At 69.5% G+C, this 21,742-nt stretch carries 20 protein-coding genes, 1 tRNA gene and 1 riboswitch; of the genes, 14 read left to right on the forward strand and 7 right to left on the reverse strand.

Going from position 1 to position 21,742, the window contains the following annotated elements; translation table 11 throughout:
- Nucleotides 1-8 precede the first annotated feature (8 nt).
- The 3 genes from AB7M35_RS08135 to AB7M35_RS08145 form a co-directional block, all read right to left on the reverse strand.
- A complete protein-coding gene (locus AB7M35_RS08135) occupies nt 9-1,391 on the reverse strand; it encodes a dipeptidase (RefSeq protein ID WP_453958735.1) in 1,383 nt (460 codons plus the stop codon).
- A gap of 245 nt (nt 1,392-1,636) precedes the next feature.
- Entirely contained in the window at nt 1,637-1,849 is a 213-nt protein-coding gene (locus tag AB7M35_RS08140; RefSeq protein ID WP_453958737.1) for a hypothetical protein, read from the reverse strand.
- An 81-nt stretch (nt 1,850-1,930) separates the two neighbouring features.
- Nucleotides 1,931-3,523 (reverse strand): helicase HerA-like domain-containing protein, encoded by a 1,593-nt coding sequence (locus AB7M35_RS08145; RefSeq protein WP_453958738.1) that lies wholly within the window; start codon nt 3,521-3,523, stop codon nt 1,931-1,933.
- A 180-nt stretch (nt 3,524-3,703) separates the two neighbouring features.
- On the opposite strand from AB7M35_RS08145, the gene AB7M35_RS08150 reads away from it, so the two are divergent.
- The 10 genes from AB7M35_RS08150 to meaB all read left to right on the forward strand — a co-directional run bounded on the left by AB7M35_RS08150 (nt 3,704) and on the right by meaB (nt 14,360).
- Nucleotides 3,704-4,090, forward strand: a complete 387-nt coding sequence (locus AB7M35_RS08150; RefSeq protein WP_453958740.1) for a DUF2267 domain-containing protein — start codon at nt 3,704-3,706, stop codon at nt 4,088-4,090.
- Between the two features lie 113 nt (nt 4,091-4,203).
- Nucleotides 4,204-4,614 (forward strand): DUF4332 domain-containing protein, encoded by a 411-nt coding sequence (locus tag AB7M35_RS08155; RefSeq protein ID WP_453958742.1) that lies wholly within the window; start codon nt 4,204-4,206, stop codon nt 4,612-4,614.
- A 164-nt stretch (nt 4,615-4,778) separates the two neighbouring features.
- Nucleotides 4,779-6,752: a methylmalonyl-CoA mutase family protein gene (locus tag AB7M35_RS08160; RefSeq protein ID WP_453958743.1), complete on the forward strand. Its 1,974-nt coding sequence runs from the start codon at nt 4,779-4,781 to the stop codon at nt 6,750-6,752.
- A 375-nt stretch (nt 6,753-7,127) separates the two neighbouring features.
- Nucleotides 7,128-9,290 carry a methylmalonyl-CoA mutase gene (gene scpA, locus AB7M35_RS08165; protein ID WP_453958745.1) on the forward strand — a complete coding sequence of 721 codons (2,163 nt, stop codon included), beginning with the start codon at nt 7,128-7,130 and terminating at the stop codon, nt 9,288-9,290.
- 8 nt (nt 9,291-9,298) lie between these two features.
- Complete coding sequence (locus tag AB7M35_RS08170) at nt 9,299-9,781, forward strand: cytidine deaminase (protein WP_453958746.1); 483 nt, start codon at nt 9,299-9,301, stop codon at nt 9,779-9,781.
- 800 nt (nt 9,782-10,581) lie between these two features.
- Complete coding sequence (locus AB7M35_RS08175) at nt 10,582-11,037, forward strand: hypothetical protein (protein WP_453958748.1); 456 nt, start codon at nt 10,582-10,584, stop codon at nt 11,035-11,037.
- A gap of 94 nt (nt 11,038-11,131) precedes the next feature.
- Nucleotides 11,132-11,371: riboswitch (cobalamin riboswitch) on the forward strand.
- 42 nt (nt 11,372-11,413) lie between these two features.
- Entirely contained in the window at nt 11,414-12,109 is a 696-nt protein-coding gene (gene bluB, locus AB7M35_RS08180; protein ID WP_453958750.1) for a 5,6-dimethylbenzimidazole synthase, read from the forward strand.
- 112 nt (nt 12,110-12,221) lie between these two features.
- Nucleotides 12,222-12,632, forward strand: coding sequence for a DUF3574 domain-containing protein (locus AB7M35_RS08185; RefSeq protein WP_453958752.1), 411 nt, complete (start codon nt 12,222-12,224; stop codon nt 12,630-12,632).
- Between the two features lie 95 nt (nt 12,633-12,727).
- Nucleotides 12,728-13,279, forward strand: coding sequence for a DUF1131 family protein (locus tag AB7M35_RS08190; RefSeq protein ID WP_453958754.1), 552 nt, complete (start codon nt 12,728-12,730; stop codon nt 13,277-13,279).
- A gap of 58 nt (nt 13,280-13,337) precedes the next feature.
- A complete protein-coding gene (gene meaB / locus AB7M35_RS08195; RefSeq protein ID WP_453958756.1) occupies nt 13,338-14,360 on the forward strand; it encodes a methylmalonyl Co-A mutase-associated GTPase MeaB in 1,023 nt (340 codons plus the stop codon).
- 43 nt (nt 14,361-14,403) lie between these two features.
- Here meaB and AB7M35_RS08200 read toward each other — a convergent pair whose 3' ends face one another.
- The 3 genes from AB7M35_RS08200 to AB7M35_RS08210 all read right to left on the reverse strand — a co-directional run bounded on the left by AB7M35_RS08200 (nt 14,404) and on the right by AB7M35_RS08210 (nt 17,281).
- Nucleotides 14,404-14,901 carry a MarR family winged helix-turn-helix transcriptional regulator gene (locus tag AB7M35_RS08200; protein WP_453958758.1) on the reverse strand — a complete coding sequence of 166 codons (498 nt, stop codon included), beginning with the start codon at nt 14,899-14,901 and terminating at the stop codon, nt 14,404-14,406.
- Nucleotides 14,902-14,967: 66 nt separating this feature from the next.
- Entirely contained in the window at nt 14,968-16,116 is a 1,149-nt protein-coding gene (locus AB7M35_RS08205) for an alpha-hydroxy acid oxidase (RefSeq protein WP_453958759.1), read from the reverse strand.
- A 4-nt stretch (nt 16,117-16,120) separates the two neighbouring features.
- Complete coding sequence (locus tag AB7M35_RS08210; RefSeq protein ID WP_453958761.1) at nt 16,121-17,281, reverse strand: mandelate racemase/muconate lactonizing enzyme family protein; 1,161 nt, start codon at nt 17,279-17,281, stop codon at nt 16,121-16,123.
- Nucleotides 17,282-17,449: 168 nt separating this feature from the next.
- On the opposite strand from AB7M35_RS08210, the gene AB7M35_RS08215 reads away from it, so the two are divergent.
- The 4 genes from AB7M35_RS08215 (at nt 17,450) to AB7M35_RS08230 (ending at nt 21,169) form a co-directional block, all read left to right on the forward strand.
- Entirely contained in the window at nt 17,450-18,412 is a 963-nt protein-coding gene (locus AB7M35_RS08215) for a tripartite tricarboxylate transporter substrate binding protein (RefSeq protein WP_453958762.1), read from the forward strand.
- Between the two features lie 28 nt (nt 18,413-18,440).
- Nucleotides 18,441-18,914: a tripartite tricarboxylate transporter TctB family protein gene (locus AB7M35_RS08220; RefSeq protein ID WP_453958764.1), complete on the forward strand. Its 474-nt coding sequence runs from the start codon at nt 18,441-18,443 to the stop codon at nt 18,912-18,914.
- A 69-nt stretch (nt 18,915-18,983) separates the two neighbouring features.
- The gene (locus AB7M35_RS08225) at nt 18,984-20,462 is read left to right on the forward strand and encodes a tripartite tricarboxylate transporter permease (RefSeq protein ID WP_453958766.1); all 1,479 of its coding nucleotides are present in this window, start codon (nt 18,984-18,986) and stop codon (nt 20,460-20,462) included.
- Nucleotides 20,459-21,169, forward strand: coding sequence for an arylmalonate decarboxylase (locus AB7M35_RS08230; RefSeq protein WP_453958768.1), 711 nt, complete (start codon nt 20,459-20,461; stop codon nt 21,167-21,169). Before AB7M35_RS08225 ends, AB7M35_RS08230 begins: the two co-directional genes overlap by 4 nt.
- A 252-nt stretch (nt 21,170-21,421) precedes the next feature.
- Here the strand turns inward: AB7M35_RS08230 and AB7M35_RS08235 are convergent.
- Nucleotides 21,422-21,498 (reverse strand) — tRNA-Arg (locus AB7M35_RS08235).
- Nucleotides 21,499-21,742 lie beyond the last annotated feature (244 nt).

The raw sequence follows: 21,742 nt of genomic DNA on the forward strand, positions 1-21,742 counted from the left end.
ACGCGACGCTACAACATTCCGAGCATGCGGGCCCATGATCGCATGCCTTTGTGAAAGCTGGACATCTCATACTTCTCGTTGGGCGAGTGGATGCGGTCGTCGTCGAGGCCGAAGCCGACCAGCAGCGTGTCCATCCCGAGCTTGCTCTTGAAGGCGCCGACGATCGGGATCGATCCGCCCATGCCGATCATCAGCGGATCGACGTTCCACTCGGCCGACAGCGCCGCCTTGCCCGTCTGCAGGATCGCGCTGTCGAGAGGGATCTTCAAGGCCGGGCTCGCGCCGTGGCTCTTGAAGGTGACCGTGCAGTCGTCGGGAATGCGCGCGCGCACGAAGGCGTGCAGCGCCTCCACGAGGGTGTCCGGATCCTGCTCGCCGACCAGGCGGAACGACACCTTGGCGGAGGACTGGGACGGGATCACCGTCTTGAAGCCCGCGCCGGTGTAGCCGCCGATCATGCCGTTCACCTCGACCGTCGGCCGCGCCCAGATCTGCTCCAGCACGCTGCGGCCGGTCTCGCCGGCCGGCGTCTTCAGCCCGACCTGGCCGAGGAACTCCTCCTCGGAGAAGTCGAGCCCTTCCCACTGGGCGCGCACGTCGGCCGGCGTCTCGGAGACGCCGTCGTAGAAGCCCGGGATGGTGACGCGCCCGTCGGCGTCGTGGAGGTCGGCCAGGATCTTGGCCACCACATGGTTGGGGTTGCGCGCCGCGCCGCCGAACAGGCCCGAGTGCAGGTCCTTGTCGGCCGCCGTCACCGTGAACTCGTGGGTGACCAGGCCGCGCAGCGACACCGAGATCGCCGGCGTGTCCCGGTCCCACATGCCGGTGTCGCAGACCAGCGCCGCCTCGGCCTTCAGCTCCTCGGCGTTGGCGTTGAGGAACGGCGCGAGGCTCGGACTGCCGGATTCCTCCTCGCCCTCGAACAGGATCGTCACCGGTACCGGCAGGCCCCCGGTCTCGGCGATCCAGGCGCGCGCCGCCTCGACGAAGGTCATCAGCTGGCCCTTGTCGTCGGCCGCGCCGCGCGCGACGATCATCTTCGAGCCGTCCGGCCGGGTGGCGATGCGGGGCTCGAACGGGTCGGATTCCCACAGCTCCAGCGGGTCGACCGGCTGCACGTCGTAATGGCCGTAGAACAGCACCCGCCCGTCCGGCGACCGCGATCCGGCCGGATAGTGGGCGACCACCATCGGCTGCCCGTCGGTCGGCCGCACGCTGGCGTCGAAGCCGATCTCCGACAGCGCATCGGCCAGCCACTGCGCCGCCTCGCGGCAGGAGCCGGCATAGGCCGGGTCGGTGGAAATGGACGGGATCCGGAGAAGGGAAAACAGTCGCTCGAGGCTCTGGTCGAGATCCCGGTCGATCCGGGAGAGAACCGCGTCGATGCTCATGGTCGCCTCGCTGCACCTTCGATGTCAGGAGCGGGTCCACGAACGCCGGCTTCGTCTGCCCGCATCGTCGGCCCCGCTTGCCTTTCACCTATGGCGCAGGATGACGGGTCGCCGCAACAGCGGAACGGCGCGCGCTGGGAGCTTCGCCGCAACGGTCCTCCCGTTTGCGACGGACACATGATGTAAAGGCTTACGGAGCCCAGACCGCCCGGATCAGAGGCCCGGGCCGTCGCGGATGGCGACGGTCAGTTGGCGGCGTCCCGCACCCGCTCAGTGGTGCGTTCGATCGCATCGCCGGCCTGCTCCACGACCCGCCCGGCATCGACGCCGGCGGTGCCGAGCTGCCGGTCGACCACCGCGCCCGCCTGCTGGAATCCCCCGTTCTGGACCGCGAGCACCATCAGGACGATGCCCAGCATCGCCGAGAGCGCGACGAAGACGATCAGAATTCCACGCATGTACATCCAATCTCGTGATTCATCCCTGAATCACAACACGGGCCGGCCGCACTCGTTCCACCTCGAGGGCCACGCGGGATGTCATCTGCGCAGCAGGCTGCCGAGAACCCCTCGCACGACGGCCTTCGAGACCGTCGATCCCGACCGCCCGCCGATCTGGCGGCCGATCTCGCCCGCCACCTGATTGGACAGGCTCCTGGCGACGCTGCGGGCGACCCGCTGCGACGACGACAGCCGCCGGCTGCGCCCGCTGCCGATACCGAAAATCGATCCGAAGAAGCCGCCGAGGCCGCCGGTCTCCTTTGCCGCGCCGGGCGTATCCTTGGAGATCGGCTGGTCGGGTTCCGGTGCCACCGTCCCCTCCTCGGCGGTCTGCACCGTCTCCTCGGCCTTGCGCATCAGGATCTCGTAGGCCGACTCCCGGTCGACCGGCGTGTCGTAGGTCTTCCCCAGCGGGCTGGCGGCGAGCTTCGCCTTGCGCTCTTCCGGGGTGATCGGCCCGAGCCGTCCCTCCGGCGGACGGATCAGCGTGCGCTGGACCATGGACGGCACGCCCTCCAGGTCGAGGGTCGAGACCAGCGCCTCGCCGACGCCGAGCTCGGTGATCGCCTGGGCCGTGTCGAGGTCCGGGTTGGGACGGAACGTGTCGGCCGCGGCCTTCACCGCCTTCTGGTCCTTCGGCGTGAAGGCGCGCAGCGCGTGCTGCACCCGGTTGCCGAGCTGCCCGAGCACCGCGTCGGGCACGTCGAGCGGGTTCTGGGTGACGAAATAGACGCCGACGCCCTTCGAGCGGATCAGCCGCACCACCTGCTCGACCTTGTCGACCAGCGCCTTCGGCGCCTCGTCGAACAGCAGGTGCGCCTCGTCGAAGAAGAACACGAGCTTCGGCTTGTCCGGGTCGCCCACCTCCGGAAGTTCCTCGAACAGCTCCGACAAGAGCCACAGCAGGAACGTCGCGTAGAGGCGCGGGCTGCTCATCAGCCGGTCGGCCGCCAGCACGTTGACGACGCCGTGTCCGCTGGCCGGATCCGTCGTCATCAGGTCGGCGATGGCGAGCGCCGGTTCGCCGAAGAAGCTGTCGCCGCCCTGCTCCTCCAGCACCAGCAGCTGGCGCTGGATGGCGCCCACCGAGGCCTTGGAGACGTTGCCGTAGAGCCGCGACAGCTCGTCGGCCTTCTCGCTCACGTGGGCGATCAGCGCGCGCAGGTCCTTCAGGTCGAGCAGCAGCAGGCCCTGGTCGTCGGCGAGCCGGAAGACGATGTTGAGCACGCCCTCCTGCGCGTCGCTGAGGTCCATCAGCCGCGACAGGAGCAGCGGCCCCATCTCCGACACCGTCGCGCGGATCGGGTGCCCCTGCTCGCCGAACAGGTCCCAGAACGTCGTCGGCGCGCTGGAGAACGCGTATTCGTCGGCGAAGCCGATCTTGCGGGCGCGCTTCTCCAGGAAGTCCTTCGGCACGCCGGTCTCCGCGATGCCGGAGAGGTCGCCCTTCACGTCGGCGCAGAACACCGGCACCCCGGCGCGGGAGAACCCCTCGGCGAGGATCTGCAGCGTCACCGTCTTGCCGGTGCCCGTCGCCCCCGTTACCAGGCCGTGCCGGTTGGCCCGCTTCAGAACCAGGTATTCCGGCTGGCCGCTTGCCCCCAGAAAAATCGCGTCGTCCCGAAGCAGCATGCCGCGTCCCTCCCGTCGTTTCACCGCTTATAGGGCCGCGCCCCTGCCGCCTCAATCGGCGCCGCCCCGATCGCGGCCGACATCGCGCGGGATTCGCCGCGCCGGGCCTTGTTCCCGCCCCGCGTCCTGTGGCTATCTGCGCCGACAGGCAACGCAACGACCCGGAACGGGAGTGACGACATGGACGCTTTGGTGAACCGCATCGTGGAGCGGACCGGGCTGGACCGCGGAACGGCGGAAAAGGCGATCTCGATCATCGTCAACTTCCTGAACCGCGACGGACCGCCGGAGACCAAGGAACTGATCGACAAGATGCCGGGTGCCGAGCACATGATCGAAGAGCGCGGCGAGGCCGGAAAGTCGGGCCTGCTCGGCGGTCTCGGCGGCCTGATGGGCGGCGGCATGGGCGCCATGGCCGCCTTCAACGAGCTGACCGCCGCGGGCCTCGGCATGGGCCAGGTCCAGGTCGTCGTGAAGGAGCTGGTCGCCTATGCCCGCGAGCAGGCCGGCGACGAGGTGGTCGACCGCGTCATCCAGAAGATCCCGGGACTGTCCCAGTTCGTCTGAGCCGGCCCTTCGCCTCGCCGGTTCCCCTCCCCCCTCCGCGCTAGCCGCGACCGCGAAACGGCGGCATCATGTCCCCGTTGGGTTGCACATAAAGCGGAGAGGGAAACGCCACGATGACGAACTATTCGATTGCGAAGATCGAGGGGATCGGACCGGCCTACACCGAAAAGCTGGCGGCCGCGGGCATCAAGACCACCGGCACGCTCCTGCAGCGCGCCAAGGATCCGAAGGGCCGCAAGGCCGTCGCCTCGGCCACCGGGCTCCAGGAGAAGCAGATCCTCAAGTGGGCCAACATGGCCGACCTGATGCGCGTGCGCGGCGTCGGCGAGGAGTATTCCGAGCTCCTCGAGGCGGCCGGCGTCGACACGGTGAAGGAGCTGCGGACCCGCAAGGCCGCCAACCTCGCCGAGAAGATGGCCGAGGTGAACGGCAAGAAGAAGCTGGTGCGCCTGGTGCCCAGCGAGAAGCGCGTCGAGGCGTGGGTCGCCCACGCCAAGTCGCTCACCCCGATGATGACCTATTGAGCTGACCGGCGATGGCCGGACGCGTGCCGCGTCCGGTTGCGCTGGGTCAAGGCGGACGCGGCGTACGGCGTGCGACCTGGGCGTGCGCACCCTTGCGCTTGCGTCGGGCCACGCGACGGCGCCATAACCGGATGGCCCCACCCGCGAAGGACGAGAGAAGCCCCGTGGACGAGAACGCCCTCTTCAGGCTCGACGAGACCGCCGCCACCGAAGCCGCCTGGCGCGCCGCCGTCGACAAGGCCCTGAAGGGCCGCCCGTTCGACAGCCTCGTCGCCACCACCGACGACGGCATCGAGCTGGCGCCGCTCTATCCTCCGTCCACGAGCTCCGTGCCGCTCGGCCGTGCAGGCGCCGGCCGCTGGGCCGCGATCCAGCGCATCGACGTTGCCGATCCCGAGGCCGCCAACGACATCGCCCTGCGCGAGCTTCACGCGGGCGCGGCCGGCCTGACGCTGGTGCTGCCGGCCGCGCCCACGTCCTATGGCGGCGGCGTGCGCATCACCGATCTCGACAGCCTCGACCGCGCGCTGTCGGGCGTCATGCTCGACATGGCGCCGCTCAGGCTGGAGGCGGGCGCCGCCGGCCGGGGCCTCGCGGCGCTGGCCGCTGCCCTCGTCGAGCGGCGCGGCCACGACCCCGCCGCCATGGATCTCCATTTCGGCCTCGACCCGCTCGGCGGCGGCGCCGTCGCCGGCAAGCTCTCCGCCTCGTGGGACGAGGTGGCGAAGCGCACCGGGGACACGGCACGCGCGCTGCACGCCCGCGGCTTCCGCGCGCCCTACTTCCTCGCCGACGGCCGCCCCTTCCACAACGGCGGCGCCAGCGACGCCCAGGAGCTCGCCTCGGCGCTCGGCGCGGCGCTTGCCTATCTGCGCGCCTACGTAGACGGCGGGCTCGCCGTCGCCGACGCGCTGCCGCTGGTCGGCTTCGCGCTGTCGGGCGACCAGTCCCAGTTCGCCACCATCGCCAAGATCCGGGCGCTGCGACGCCTGTGGGCGAAGGTCGCCGCCGAGTGCGGCGTGCCCGATGCCCGCGCCCATACCCACGTGGAGACGGCGTGGCGGATGATGACCCGCTTCGACCCCACAACGAACCTTCTGCGCACCACGGTCGCCGCCTTCGCGGCCGGCGTCGGCGGGGCGGATTCGCTGACGGTCCTGCCGTTCACCCAGGCGATCGGCCTGCCCGACCGCTTTGCCCGGCGGCTGTCGCGCAACACCCATTCGATGCTGATCGAGGAAAGCCACGTCGACCACGTCGTCGATCCCGCCGCCGGCTCCGGCGGCGTGGAGGCGCGCACCGAGGCGCTCGCCGGCAAGGCGTGGGACCTGTTCCGCGCCATCGAGCGCAAGGGCGGGCTGCCGGCCGCGCTCGCCTCCGGCTGGTGGCAGGGCCAGATCGCGGAGAAGCGCGACCGCCGCGCCGCCGCCGTGCGCCGGCGCGCGCTGCCGATCGTCGGCACCTCGGAGTTTCCGCTGCTGCCCGACCGCGCGGTGGACGTGCAGCCGGCACCCGACGCGCCGGTCGCCCCGGCGCCCGGCAAGCCGCTCGACCTGCCGGCCGAAGGCGGCGGCAAGGCCTTCGTGGCGCTGGTGGCCGCCGCCGGCGCAGGCGCCAGCCTCGCCGACATCGGCGCCGGCACGAGAGCCGCGCCTGCTTCCATCACCACCACCGCGCCGCTGCCCGCGACCAGGCTCGCCGAACCGTTCGAGGCGCTGCGCGACGCCGCCGAGACCGTCGAGGATCCCATCGACCGCACCGTTATGATCGCCGGCCTCGGTCCGCTCGCCGAGAACGCCACCCGCGCCGGCTGGGCGAAGGCGGCCCTGGAGGCGGGCGGCCTGATGACCTCGGCCGCCGCCACCCACGACACGCCGGAGGAGGTGGCCGAGGCCGCCGCCAGCGCCGGCGTCCGCTGCGTCTGCCTGGCCGGGTCCGACGCGCGCTACGCCGAGATGGCCATCGCCACCGTCGGCGCCCTAAAGCAGGCCGGCATCGCCACCGTCTATCTCGCCGGCAAGCCGGGCACGGCGGAGGCCGACTACCACGAGGCCGGCATCGACGGGTTCCTGTACGCCGGCATCGACCTGGTCGAGGCGCTGTCGGCGCTGCACGCCCGGCTCGGGATCGGCGACTGAGAAAGCATTTGAAATCAAGACTTGGGTCCCGTCCAAAGCACCACTCAGAGGAGCTTGGCAGATGAAGATACTTGCCTCTGAGATCTTTGCTGCCGTTCGCTTCGGGAAGCTTGATGAGCCGTTCAATGCAGCAATGGTGAAGCGAGCTTGCCCGGGCTGGGCGGACAGGACCTACGGTGTCTTCTTACCGAAGCATGCAGTTGGAAACGGAAAAAACTCAGAGCTCTTTGTCCGAGTCGCTCGTGGTCTCTATCGGTTGAACGCCCTTAGCTAGGCTCAATCCGCGGTCATAGAATTGCGGGAATGGTCTCAGTTTGCGAGAATTTGATGAGAGTGAGCTGTTGGCTTGCTCTTGTTCCAAAGAGGATCACGCCCATGACGGCGGTGCCCAATTTCTCTGAGATTGCCTGGAAGACGCCCACCGTCTCCGCCCAGATGGACGCCGGCGACGCCTGGGTGACGCCCGAGGACATTTCCGTGAAGTCCGTCTACGGCCCCGACGACCGCGCCGGGCTGGGCTTCGCCGACAGCTATCCGGGCCTGCCGCCCTTCGTGCGCGGCCCCTACCCGACCATGTACGTCCAGCAGCCCTGGACGATCCGCCAGTACGCCGGCTTCTCGACGGCGGAGGAATCCAACGCCTTCTACCGGCGCAACCTCGCCGCCGGCCAGAAGGGCCTGTCGGTGGCCTTCGACCTGCCGACCCACCGCGGCTACGATTCCGACCACCCGCGGGTGGCCGGCGACGTGGGCATGGCGGGCGTCGCCATCGATTCCATCCTCGACATGCGCACCCTGTTCCAGGGCATCCCGCTCGACCGGATGAGCGTGTCGATGACCATGAACGGCGCCGTCCTGCCGGTGCTGGCGCTGTTCATCGTGGCGGCCGAGGAACAGGGCGTGCCGCAGGAGAAGCTCGCCGGGACCATCCAGAACGACATCCTGAAGGAGTTCATGGTCCGCAACACCTTCATCTACCCGCCGAAGCCGTCGATGCGGATCATCTCCGACATCTTCGCCTACACCTCGGCCAACATGCCGAAGTTCAACTCGATCTCGATTTCCGGCTACCACATGCAGGAAGCGGGCGCGACGGCGGACCTGGAGCTCGCCTACACGCTGGCCGACGGCATCGAATACGCCCGCGCCGGGGTCGCCGCCGGCATGTCCATCGACGCCTTCGCGCCGCGCCTCTCCTTCTTCTGGGCGATCGGCATGAACGTCTTCATGGAGATCGCCAAGCTGCGCGCCGGCCGCCTGCTCTGGGCCAAGCTGATGCGCGACAACTTCGCGCCCCAGTCGGAAAAGTCGCTGTCGCTCAGGACCCACTGCCAGACCTCCGGCTGGTCGCTGACGGCGCAGGATCCCTTCAACAACGTGGTCCGCACCTGCCTGGAGGCGATGGCCGCCACCCAGGGCCACACCCAGTCGCTGCACACCAACGCACTCGACGAGGCGCTGGCGCTGCCGACCGACTTCTCCGCCCGCATCGCCCGCAACACCCAGATCCTGCTCGCCCAGGAGTCCGGCACCACCACCCCGATCGACCCGTGGGGCGGCTCCTACTACGTCGAGCGGCTGACCGCCGATCTCGCGGCCCGCGCCCTCACCCACATCGAGGAGGTCGAGGGGCTGGGCGGCATGGCCAAGGCCATCGAGGCCGGCATCCCCAAGCTGCGCATCGAGGAGGCCGCCGCGAAGACCCAGGCGCGCATCGATTCCGGCGCGCAGACGGTCGTCGGCGTCAACAAGTACAAGCCCGAGGACGAGGCCGAGATCGACGTCCTCAAGGTCGACAACGCCGCCGTGCGCAAGAGCCAGGTGGAGAAGCTCGCGCGGCTGCGCGGCGAGCGCGACGAGGCCGCCACCAAGGCCGCGCTCGAGCGCCTGACCGCCGGGGCAGCCGGGGGCGAGAACCTGCTGGCGCTCTCCATCGAGGCGGCCCGCGCCAAGGCCACCGTCGGCGAGATCTCCGACGCCATGGAGGCCGTGTTCGGCCGCCACAAGGCCGAGATCCGGACCATTTCGGGCGTCTACAAGCGGGAGAGCGGATCGATGGGCGAGAAGATCCGGAAGGTTCAGGAGCTGGTCGAGGCGTTCGAGGAGAACGACGGCCGGCGGCCGCGCATCCTGGTCGCCAAGATGGGCCAGGACGGCCACGACCGGGGCCAGAAGGTGATCGCCTCGGCCTTCGCCGACCTCGGCTTCGACGTCGACATCGGTCCGCTGTTCGCAACGCCCGAGGAATGCGCCCGGCAGGCGGTGGAGAACGACGTGCACATCGTCGGCGTCTCGTCGCTCGCCGCCGGCCACCTGTCGCTGGTGCCCTCGCTGAAAGCCGCACTTGCCGACGAGGGGCGCGAGGACATCCTCATCGTCGTCGGCGGGGTCATCCCGCCCCAGGACTACGCGGCCCTCTACCGCGACGGCGCCACCGCGATCTTCCCGCCCGGCACCGTGATCGCCGATGCCGCGGTGGACCTCATCGCCAAGCTCAACGAAAAGCTCGGCTACGCGCCCCGCCAGGCGGCCGAGTGAGCCCGCCGGTGACCGCCCCGGACGCCGATGAGGGCGGCCGGCCGCTGGCCGAGCTTTCGGCCGAGGACCAGTCCCTCTGCCGCGCCGCCTACGCGGCCACCGCCAACGCCCACGCCCCCTATTCCCGCTTCGCGGTTGGCGCCGCCGTGCGCGCCGCGTCCGGCGCCGTCTACCAGGGGTCGAACCTCGAGAACGCCTCCTACGGGCTGGCGATCTGCGCCGAAGCGGCCGCGCTGGTGGCCGCCAACAACGCCGGCGACCGCGTCGTCACCGCCATCGCCGTCACCGGCCACCTGAAGAGCGCGGGGAGCACCGCCTCGGCCATCGTCACCCCGTGCGGCCGGTGCCGGCAGATGATCGCCGAGTTCGCCGGCCTCGCCAACGCCGACATTCCGGTGCTGTGCTGCGCCGGCGACCTGTCGCGGGTGCTCGCCACCTCCATCGACGCCCTGCTGCCGCACGCCTTCGGGCGGGCGTCGCTGCCCGGCTGAGCGTCACACAAATCAAGACAAGAGGTCATTTGCCCAACACCACCGAAGGGTGCAGGATATTAGCCTTCGGATAGGAGAAAGCGATGCGCCGCACCATAGTCGTCACCATAGTTTCACTCATCGCCATCACGAATGCTTTTGCGCAGTCCTCACCTTATCTGCGCTCTCAAGATGGTCGATACCTTGGTAACTTAAATAACAATCGCTACGATCCAAACTCTGTCGCCAACCCATATGGTCGTTACGGAAGTCCCTATAGCCCAGACTCAATTAATAACCCCTACGGTCGTTACGGAAGTCCGTACTCGAATGAGTCAGCGAACAACCCGTATGCTACGCAGTCTCCGAGGATCTATTCACCCTGCTATGGTATAAATTGCAACCAGTGACTTTAGATTTATCTTTTACAAAAGCATGCGGCTAGGATTTCCAAACTTAGTATTTTTGTAGTGTATCTCTGAGATTTTGCAGAATAAGCGCTCTGCTAACGTCCGTCTCGCGCCGGGAAAGCGAGCATGCGTTGTGATCCCCACGGCGTGGCTTACGCGGCTCCGCCGACTTGTCGCGAGTGCGCGCAAACATGATCGACGCCCTGCTTCCGGATAGGCAAGCCTGGCGACAGGCTCGAGCCGTTTCCTTGCCGCATCCGCTGATGCCTGGCCGGGGAAAACCAAATGCGCGCCTTCACACCGAGCTGCCGCTCCGCTCGCCTCGCTCTCATGGCCGTGGGGCTGGTCGGTCTGATCGGCGCGCCAACGGCATCGGCCGGTTCTCTGGCGGGTCATGCGGGAGCCGCGGCGATGGCGGATGCGCCGCACGCCCGTACCATCCAGCGCGTGGACGATCGGGGCTGGAGCCGGTCGCCGTCCCGCGCCGGGCCGGACGGTGGCTACGGCGCGCCTTCGGGCGGACAGCAGCCTTTCAACGCTCCGCCAGCGAACTGGCAGGCCGACCGCTACAGCCCGTCGATGTACGACAAGCGGGACGCGGCGGACTGGGGCGCGGCCGCCGCGGCCGGCGCGGTCGGGCTGGACGCGATCGGCGATTGGGCCTGGCGGAATTCCGGACCGCCGCCCGGCTACGGCGTTCCCTATGGGACGGCGCCGGCCTCCACCCAGCCGGATCCGGACGAGATCGGCCCGCGCGAGGCCCGTCCCGATCCGGGCTCCGATTCGATCGGGCCGCCCTCCCCGACCCGGACCCGGGCGAGCGGCTGCTACACGCTCGGCGTCAATCTCGTCTGCCCGAACGACTGATGCCCCGACCTCTCCCGACAGGGAAGAACCCGACACGCCCCCGTCGGAATGATCGCCCCTGACACCGCGGCCCTTGCTCCGGCGGCCCCGTTTCGCCAGACTTGGCCCGTTCGGTGCCCGCCTCGCGCGGGAGAATCGGAAATGCGGTGCAAATCCGTAGCGTGCCCGACGCTGTAACGGGGACCTGTCCGGCAGACTGCCACTGGCCAACCAATCGACGAGCAATTCCCTTTCGTTCAGATCGCTTGATCCGAACGGGAACTGCTCTGGGCCGGGAAGGCGCCGGACGGGGATGAACCGGAGCCAGAAGACCGGCCGAACGCGATGGCCCTTCCGCCTGGATCGCGGCGGGGCGTTGCCGTCGCGAGGCCGACCCATGCCGCATTCCGCCGTCCCCGACCCGTCCGCCGACCTTCTCGTGCCCGCCGGCGCGTTCGATCCGGCCGAGCGTGCCGCCGTCTACCGGGCGATCCGCAGCCGGCGCGACGTGCGCGACGAGTTCCGCGCCGATCCCGTGCCCGACGACGTGCTCCGGCGGATCCTGGAGGCCGCCCACGCGGCGCCGTCCGTCGGGCTGTCGCAGCCGTGGACCTTCCTGCTCGTCCGCGACCCGGAAGTGCGGGCCGAGATCCACGCCGCGTTCCTCGCCGCCAACGCCGAGGCCGCCGCCATGTTCGTGGGGGAGCGGGCGGAGCGCTACCGGGCGCTGAAGCTCGAAGGCATCCGCAAGGCGCCCCTCAACATCTGCGTCACCTGCGACCGCCGCCGCGGCGGGCCGGTGGTGCTTGGCCGCACCCACCAGACCGACACCGACCTCTACTCGACCGTCTGCGCGGTGCAGAATCTGTGGCTCGCCGCCCGCGCCGAAGGGGTCGGCGTCGGCTGGGTGTCGATCTTCCGCGAGGCCGACGTGCGCGCCATCCTCGGCATCCCGTCCGAGGTCGCGATCGTCGCCTATCTCTGCGTCGGCTTCGTCGACCGGCTGTTCGACCGTCCGGAGCTGGAGGCGCGGCGCTGGGCATCGCGCCTGCCGCTCGACGCCGTCGTCCGCCACGACCGCTGGAGCGCGTGACGGCCGGCGATCACGGGGCCGTGCGCCGCGCCGCCGACGGGGGAATGCTCAAACACGTGAAAGAATGCTATTTCCGGCGGACAGAAAAACACATCGCCAACGGAGGGTTCCCATGCCGCGCTTCATCGTTGCAGTCGTCCTTGCCGCGTTCCTCGCCGCGTCTCCCCTCATGGGCCGCGACGCATCGGCGCAATCCGACACCGCCATGGTCCAGTCGACGATCTACTTCGGCATGGAAAGTCCCGACGGCGGCGTCAGCGAGCAGGAGTGGTCGACATTCCTCGCCGACGAGGTCACCCCGCGCTTTCCCGACGGGCTGACGGTCCTGTCCGCCTACGGCCAGGGGACCTCCACCAAAGCCTCGGGCGTCCTCACCGAAACGACGAAGATGCTCGTCATCGTCCATCCCGACACGGCCGAGGCGACCGGCAAACTCGGCGAACTGAAGTCGATCTACAAGGAACGCTTCCACCAGACAGGCGTCTTCCATACGCGCCAGCCCGTCGAGGTCGTCGCGGATTGACCGTTCGTTCACTCTGTTGGCGCCCTATGGGCCCCGCCGGCCGGACCCGACGTCCGGCCGCTCCGTTTTCTCACCCTGTAACCAGGAAAGACACCATGCGTTTCGCGTTGATTGCCGCGCTCGCCCTGTCGCTGGCCGGCTGCGTTTCCAGCGGCGACGAGGCCACCTACCCGACCGAGACCTACCTCAGCATCACCAGCAGCGGCGCCGGCCCGGTCAACGGCTCGACCCGCTATTCGGAGTCCGCGCTGAAGGAAGCGCTTCCGTGGGGCGAGGTCCGCACCGTCCAGACGGCCCAGGAGAACAGCACCTCGTGGACGCTCGCGGTGTTCCGCGACGGCATCCAGGTGATCCAGGTCTTCAAGGGATCGAACGGCATGGTCGGCGAGGTCCACGGCGTCACCCAGCACTTGACCGGTCCGCGCGGCGAACGCATCGGCATGTCGATGGCCCAGGCCGGCGTCAGCCGCTCCTCCTGCCGCGTCGGCCGCAACCTGTGGCGCGGCATGGCGGTATGCCCGTCGCGCGGCGCCAGCGACGTGACGCTGGTGTTCGCGATCCCCGGCTACCGCGGACCGTTCGACGAACTGCCGAGCGCCAGCGACCTCAAGGATGCCGAGCTTCAGCGCATCATCTGGAAGTCCTGACCGGCCGTCCCTCCCGGGTGTCGCGGCCGCGGCGAATCTGGGGCAAAGTTCGAGCCCCATGACGAGCGATCGCGACACCCCCTCCCCGACTGGACCCGATCCGGAGCTCGACCGTCTCCTGGACGGCATCCGCTCCGGCAAGCGGGCGGCGCTCGCCCGCGCCATCACGACGGTGGAATCGAAGAAGATCGACCACCGCAGGCGCGCCCGCGGCCTCCTGCAGGCGCTGCTGCCCGACACCGGCGGCGGCGTCCGCCTCGGCATCACAGGGGTGCCCGGCGTCGGAAAGTCCACCACCATCGACGCGCTGGGCACCATGCTGACCAAGGCCGGCCACCGCGTCGCGGTGCTGGCGGTCGACCCCTCCTCCACCCGCACCGGCGGCTCGATCCTCGGCGACAAGACGCGGATGGAGCGCCTCGCCGTCGATCCGAACGCCTTCATCCGACCCTCCCCCTCGGCCGGCACGCTCGGCGGCGTCGCCGCGCGCACCCGCGAGACGATGCTCTTGTGCGAGGCGGCCGGCTACGACGTGGTGCTGGTGGAAACCGTCGGCATCGGCCAGTCGGAGACGGCGGTGGCGGAAATGGTCGACACCTTCCTCGTCCTCGGCCTGCCCGGCGCCGGCGACGAGCTGCAGGGCATCAAGAAGGGCGTCATCGAGATCGCCGACGTCATCGCCGTCAACAAGGCGGACGGCGACAACGCGCCCCGGGCCATGCAGGCGGCGGCGGAATACCGCAGCGCGCTGCAGATCCTGACCGCCTCCGACGCCGCCTGGCGGCCGCCGGTCATCACCGTCTCCGGCCTCACCGGCGACGGCCTGGAGCGGTTGTGGCAGGAGGTGCTGAACCACCGCGCCAGCGGCGAGAAGACCGGCAGCTTCGACGCCAAGCGCCAGCGCCAGCAGGTCGCCTGGATGTGGACGATGATCCGCGAACAGATGATGGCCGCCATCCACATGCGCCCGGACGTCCGCTCTCGGGTGCGCGAGCTGGAGAGCTCGGTGGGCGACGGCGAGGTCGCCGCAACCGTGGCGGCCGACGAGATCGCCCGGATGATGGGCTTGGGCGAGATCTAGCTCCGCCAATGCCCCGTCGGAGCGCGGCGCCCGCCCCGGCCGCTCAGCCGAGCTTGTCGTCGGCGGCCTTCTGCGCCAGCCCCGCGACGATGTCCTTGAGGGCGGCCATCAGCATCGGCTTGCGGTCGCCGATGATGTCGTCGAGCCGGCGCATGTGGGTGTGGGCCTTGTCGGCGATGCGCTCGTAGACCACCAGGCCTTCCGGCGTCACCCGGCTGGCGTAGGAGCGGCGGTCGTCCTCCAGGCGGGTGCGCTCGATCAGGCCCTTGTCCTCGAGCTGCCGCAGACCGGCCGTCACGCTCGACTTGTCCCGGCCGCTGGCGCGCGCCAGCACCGTCTGGGTGATGCCGGGATTCTCGTGGATCAGCGACAGCAGCGCGAAGTTGCCCGGCTTCAGCGAATCGGGACCGAGCACCTGGGAGAAATCCTGGAACGCGCTCTCGTAGGCCAGGCGCAGGTAGAAGCCGACGAACTCCTCCAGGAGCCCCAGCTCGACCTCGGGCGGGCTGGCGGTCTCGCGGCTGCTTTCGACGATGCTCACGACTTCATCCATTCCATGCTGGCCAATTCGTGCTGGCGCGGGCGCCGGCACTTCGATGCAACGGCCTCAGCCGAGGCGCAAGCAGTCCGTGAAGTCGGCGCGGTTCGCGATGTCGGCGAGGCCGATCTGGGCCATGGCGTTGACCAGCTCGGCCCGGAGAAGATCGAACACCCGTTCGGCGCCCGCCTGGCCATAGGCCCCGACGGCGTAGACGAACGGCCGCCCCATCAGCACGAAGTCCGCCCCCGCCAGCAGCCCCTTGAGGATATCCTCGCCGCTGCGGATGCCGCCGTCGAGCAGGACCGGAACGTCCGGGCCGAGCGCCGCGCGGACCGCGCCCAGCGCGTCGAGGGTCGCCGGCGCGGAGGCGAGCTGCCGGCCGCCGTGGTTGGAAACCGCCACTCCGTCGGCGCCGCGGCGGACCGCCTCGACGGCGTCGGCCGGCGACAGCACCCCCTTCAGGACCAGCCGGCCCTTCCAGGTCGCCCGGATCTCGTCAAACAGCCCCCAGTCGAGGCGTCCGGAGCTCTGCGAGGCCATGAACTCGGCCAGCGAGCTCGCCGAACTCCTCTCGGTATAGGTCTCCAGGTTGCGGAAGCGCGGCGAGCCAGAGCGGGCGATCGCCAGCGACCACGCCGGGTGCGTGGCCACGTCGAAGGCCATCCGCGCGCTCGGCCGCAAGGGCAGCATGAAGCGGTTGCGGATGTCGCGCAGCCGCTTGCCCGGCTTCGGCACGTCGGCGGTCACCAGCAGGGTGTCGTAGCCGGCCGCCTCCGCCCTGCGCAGCAGGTCGTCGACGATCCACTGCTCCTTGCCCACGTAGAGCTGGAACCACGACGAGGTCGGCGCCGCCTGCCGCAGCGCCTCAAGCGTGTCGGTGGCGGGGGTCGAGGCGGTGTAGGGCGCGCCGGCGCGCTCGGCGCCGGCGGCGAGCCAGCCGTCGATCCCCGGCCAGGCGATGCCGGCCATGCCGATCGGGGCGACGCCGAACGGCACCCGCCACGTCCGGCCGAAGAACGGCGTGGCGGTCGCCAGATCGCCGTCGACGTTGCGCAGCACGCGCGGCGTCAGCGTCGCGCGCCCATAGGCCTCGACGTTGCGGCGGAGGCTCGCCTCGTTGCCCGCGCCGCCGTCGATGAAGTCGAAGGCGAACCGCGGCAGACGGCGTCGGGCCCTGAGCCGCAGATCGTCGACCGAGCTCCAGCTGCCGGCCATCGCCTCAGCCCTTGCCGGTGCCGCGCGAGGTCGGGCGCTTGGCGTATTCGCGCAGCGCGTCCGCATCGGCGACGAAGCCCAGCCCCGGCGTTTCCGGAAGCGTCAGCATCGAGCCGTTGCGCTCCGGCAGGTCGGAGTACAGCTCCTTGCACATCTCCACCGAGATCAGGTGCCACTCGACGAGGCCGCCATGCGCCAGTCCGGCATGCAGGTGCATGTTGTGGAAGGGGAACGCGCCACCGTTGGCGATCTCGACGTTGTGGGCCTGGGCCATGCCGGCGATCTTCAGGCCGGCGGTGAAGCCGCCGCAGATGACGACGTTCGGCTGGATCACGTCGACCGCGCCGCCGACCAGCAGGTCGCGAAAGCGGAACAGCTGGCCCTCGTTCTGGCCCGCCGCCACCGGCATGCCGGTCTGCTCGCGCAGATCCCGCATGCGGACGACGTCGTTGTCGCGCACCGGCTCCTCGAAGAACGAGATGTCGTATTCCGCCATCCGGTCCGCCAGGAAGCGCGCCCAGGTCGGATCGAGGCTGCAGTTGGCGTCCACGTAGAGCTCGCAGGTGTCGCCGATCGCCTCGCGCACGACCCGCACCCGCTCGATGTCCTCCAGCACGTGGGCATGGATGTCGCGGTGGTGGGCGCGCCGCTGCAGCGCATGGTGCCCGACCACCATCTTGAACCGGGTCACCCCGTCGGCCTTCAGGTAGGTCGCCGCCTCGCCGAGCTGGTCGCGGTCGAGCGAGCCGAATCCGAAGGTCACGTAGAGCGGCACCTCGCTGCGCGCGCCGCCGAGCAGGCGCCAGCACGGCTGCCCCGTCGCCTTGCCGAGGATGTCCCAAAGCGCCAGGTCGACGGCGGAAACCACATGGCTCGCATAGCCGGTCTGGCCGCGCGGGGAGAGCATCCAGTAGAGTCGCTCGGCGATCAGCTCGCGATCGAGGGCGTTGAGCCCCTTCAGGTTCGGCGCCACCACCTCGCGCACGGCGGCCGCGACGACTTCCTCGTCGGTGATGGCCGTGTAGCCGTGGCCGACGACGCCGTCGGTGGTGCGGATTTCCACAACGACGCACGACAGGGCGGTTTCCGCCTTCAGCGTCCCAAGCGGCAGCGTCACCGGGATATAGGCCGGATAGGCCGTCACTTCCTCGATCGACAGGTTCACGCGCTTCTCCCTTTTTTTCTCGATTCTGGCTTGCCGCCGATCGCAACTTGGAAAAAATCTAACGCAAGATCGTTGACAACAAGAACGTTGGATACAAAACTAATTTCTGCAGATCAAGCAAGAGGCGCCTCGACGCGCCCATCAGATTCAACGGGAGGACTGAAGCCTATGAGAACCCTCGTAGCCGCCGCTGTTGCCGCCACGCTCGGACTGGGTGTCGCCGCGCATCCGGCACTCGCCGAATATCCCGACAAGCCGATCAAGCTCATCGTGCCGTTCCGCGCCGGCGGTGGCACCGACGGCCTCGCCCGCGCCGTCCAGGCCGCCATCGACAAGCACGACCTGCTGCCGGTGCCCTTCGTTGTGGTCAACGCCGACGGCGCCGCCGGCACCGTCGGAACGCGTCAGGTTCTGACGGCGGAGCCGGACGGCTACACGCTGCTGCAGATCCACCAGGAGCTGTTCGCCGTGTCCGCCCTCGGCCGCGTCGAGTACGGCCCGGCCGATCTCCAGCCGGTGATCCAGGCGAGCGAGAGCTGCCTGTTCGTCGCCGTGCCGATCGACTCCCAGTTCAAGACCCTCGACGACCTGATGACCTACGCCAAGGAGAACCCTGGCAAGCTCAAGCAGGCCGACGACATCGGCAGCTCGACCCACTTCCCGTCCGCCCAGCTGATGTCGCTCGGCGACACCCAGTGGGCGATCGTCCCGACCGGCGGCACCTCCAAGCGCTTCGCCTCCATGAAGGGCGGCTTCACCGACATGGCGCTGATGTCCGCCCCGTGGCTGACCAAGGGCAAGAACGACCTCCGTCCGCTCGCCGCCCTCGGCGCCGAACGTTTCGAGGCCGCGCCCGACCTGGCCACCGCCAAGGAGCAGGGCTACGACGTGGAAGGCTGCCTTCGCCGCCGCTATTGGGCCCCGAAGGGCACCCCGGCGGACCGCGTCGCCTATCTCGCCGGCGTCCTCCAGAAGGCACTGGAGACCGAGGAGGTGCAGACCTACCTCGCCAACAACAGCGAGGAGCTGAAGGTTCTCACCGGCGACGCGCTGCAGCAGGCGGTCGACGCGGACTACCAGTCCTATCTCGACGTCGTCGAGCTGGTGAAGAAGACCTCCGCGAAGAACTGATCGGCAACCCGTCCCGAGGGCAAATCGGATGAAGCGCGCCGGAGTTCGCGACAATCCGGCTGCGGTGGTCTTCCTGACCATCGCGGCCGCGGTTGCCGGCCTGGGCCTCTACGGCCTGGCGTCGGTCACCACCTCCCCCTACGAACAGCTTGGCACCGCGGCGTTCCCGCGGGCCATCGCCATCGGAATGCTGGCGCTCGTGGCGCTGAGGATGGTCATCCTCTTTTGCACGCCCGCCTCCGCGGACGCCGAGGACGAAGCGGGCACCGGCCGGATGCTCGGCTCGGCCGGGATGCTCGGCCTCGCCGTCCTCTACCTGCTGGCGCTCGCCCGGACCGACGTCGACTTCCGCATCGTCACCAGCGTGTTCCTGTTCGTCGCCACCTGGGTGATGGTCGGGCGGCTGACGCCCCGGGCCCTGCTGGTCCTGCTGGCGGTCGCCGTGGGCACGAGCATCGGCCTCGACCTGCTCTTCAAGCATTTCCTCTACGTCGATCTCTGAGTCCGGATCCGCAGCCACGGTCCCGCTCCGGCCTCCCATCGCGTCGGATCCAACGCCTCGAGGCGAACCATGCTCGACACCTATCTCTACGTGTTCACCACCGGCTTCGGGTGGATCCTGATCGGCACCGCGGTCGGCATCCTGGTGGGCGCCATCCCGGGCCTCTCCGGCGCCGTGGTCATCTCGCTCGCCCTGCCGACCACCTATTTCATGGACGGCGCGGACGCGCTGCTGCTGCTCATCTCCATGTACATCGGGGCCACCACCGGCGGCCTGATCAGCGCCACGCTGATGCGGATGCCCGGCACCGAGGCCGCCATCATGACGACGCTGGACGGCTACCCCATGGCCGCCGGCGGCCAGCCCGCCCGGGCGCTCGGCCTCGGCGTGCTCGCCTCCTTCATCGGCGGCCTGATCGCCTGGGCGATCCTCGCCGTGCTGTCGCCGCCGCTGTCGCTGGTGGCGGTGCGCTTCGGGCCCTACGAGATCTTCGCGATGACGGTGGTCGCGCTCACGCTGATCGCCGCGGTGTCGCGCGGCTCGCTGCTCAACGGGCTGCTGGCCGCCGCCCTCGGCGCGCTGCTGTCCATGCCCGGCATCGATCCGGTCTCCGGCAACCTGCGCCTCACCTTCGGTTTCTCCGCCCTCGATAACGGCTTCTCGCTGCTGCCGGTCATCCTCGGCGTGCTGGTGCTGGGCCAGGTGCTCGTCGACTGCGAGAGCGCCGGCCGCCCGCCGATGGAGCGCATCCGCGGCTCCGCCCGCGTCGCCATGCGGCTGCGCGACCTGCGCGACTATGCCGGCACCTTCATCAGCTCCTCGCTGATCGGATCCTGGATCGGCATCCTGCCCGGCGTCGGCGGCACCACCGCCTCGATCGCCGCCTATTCGGTCACCAAGGCCGTCTCCAAGACCCCCGAGCGCTTCGGCCACGGCGAGGAGCGGGGCATCATCGCCGCCGAAAGCGCCAACAACGCCGGCACCGTTGGCGCGCTGGTGCCGCTGATCACGCTCGGCATCCCGGGCTCGGTGATCACCGCCATCCTGCTGGGGGCGATGGTCATCCACAACCTCAACCCCGGCCCGCTGCTGTTCGCCGAGAACCCCCAGATCGCCTACACGGTGATCGCCGGCGCGTTCGCCGCCAACGTCGCCATGCTGGCGATCATGTGGGTGGCGACGCCGCTGCTCTCCCGCCTCATGTACGTGAACAAGTTCTACCTGTTCCCGGCCATCGTGGTGTTCTGCTTCATCGGCGCGTTCACCGTGTCGAGCCGCTTCTTCGACATCTGGGCGATGCTCGGCTTCGGCGTGCTCGGCTACGTGATGGCCAAGGCGCGCGTGCCGGCCGGACCGTTCGTCATCGCCTACATCCTCACCCCGATCGCCGAAACCAACCTGCGCTCCGGGCTGGTCATCTACGACGGCAGCTACATGCCGCTGTTCACCCGCCCCGTCTGCGCCGCGTTCATGGCGGTTGCCGTCGCCTCGCTGGTCTGGTCTCTGTGGAACGAGCTCAAGCCCGCGCGCAAGGAGGCGGCCGGATGACCAGCCCCGCCATCGGCATGATCGTTCCGCCCGCGGCCGGCGAGGTCCCGCCGGAGGCCTCGGCCGTCTATCCCGACACCCGCTTTGTCGCCCGGGGCCTCGGCCTCAACGCCATGGCCGGCGACGACTACGCGCGGGTGACCGCCCATGTCGGCGACGCGGCCGCATCGCTCGCCGCCGAGGGCGCCTCGGTGGTGGGGGTGATGGGAACCTCGCTCAGCTTCTTCCGCGGCGCCGGCTTCAACGACGAGCTGACGGACCTCGTCGCCGATCGTTCCGGCAGGCCCTCCTCCACCATGAGCACGGCGATCGTCCGCGCCCTGAAGGCGTTCTCCGCCCGCCGCCTCGCGGTGCTGACGGCCTACGAGGACGACGTGAACCGGATGCTCGCCGCGTTCCTGGAGGCGAACGGCTTCGAGATCGCCGCCCTGCGCTCCCTCAACATCCGCGCCGTGGCCGACGTCGCCGGCGTCGGCACCGAGCGGCTGGTGGACGAAGGCCGCGCGGCGATCGCCGCCGCCGAGACGCCCGACGCGCTGCTGATCTCCTGCGGCGGGCTGCAGACGCTCGACTGCGTGCGACGGCTGGAAGCCGAGACGCCGCTGCCGGTCGTCACCAGCGCCACCGCCGGCGTCTGGGACCTGGCCCGCCTCGCCGGCGTCCACACCCCCCGCCCCGGCTTCGGCCGCCTCTTCGAGATCGCCTGAGCGGCCCCAGCGCGGCGACCTGGCGGGAATCGGCACGGGACCATCGCCTCCGAACGGGCGGCAGGGCGAAGCGCGGACCGAGCGCGGGTGGGCCATGGGCCAGACCGCCGAACGGCCGGGTTCACGCGATCCGCCCGGGCCGCCGAACGGCCCGTTTCACAGCGTCTGAAATGTCATCGAGGAACGTGGCGCGCCGCATCGAACCATGGTCGTGCGGCACTTGGGCAAAGGATGCGGCCATCGCGAAGCGAGTGGCGCGCCGGGGAGGATTCGAACCCCCGACCCCCAGATTCGTAGTCTGGTGCTCTATCCAGCTGAGCTACCGGCGCCCGTGCGATCCATTCGAGTGTCGACCAGAACGAGGTCAGATCCGTCTCGAAGACCGCGCCGACAGGGTGGGACCCCGTCGGAGCGACATGCCTATTCCGTGGAGCGTTCGATTGCAAGCGCTTCGAACCGGTTTTTGACACTCATCCAAGCATTGCTGCTGAACGCCCCATCCGACCAGGCCGGCCGCGCCGTCCCAGCACGTCCCCGCACCCGGATCAGCGCACCCCCGCGGGCAATCGCCCC

The sequence above is a fragment of the Amorphus suaedae genome (assembly GCF_053629675.1).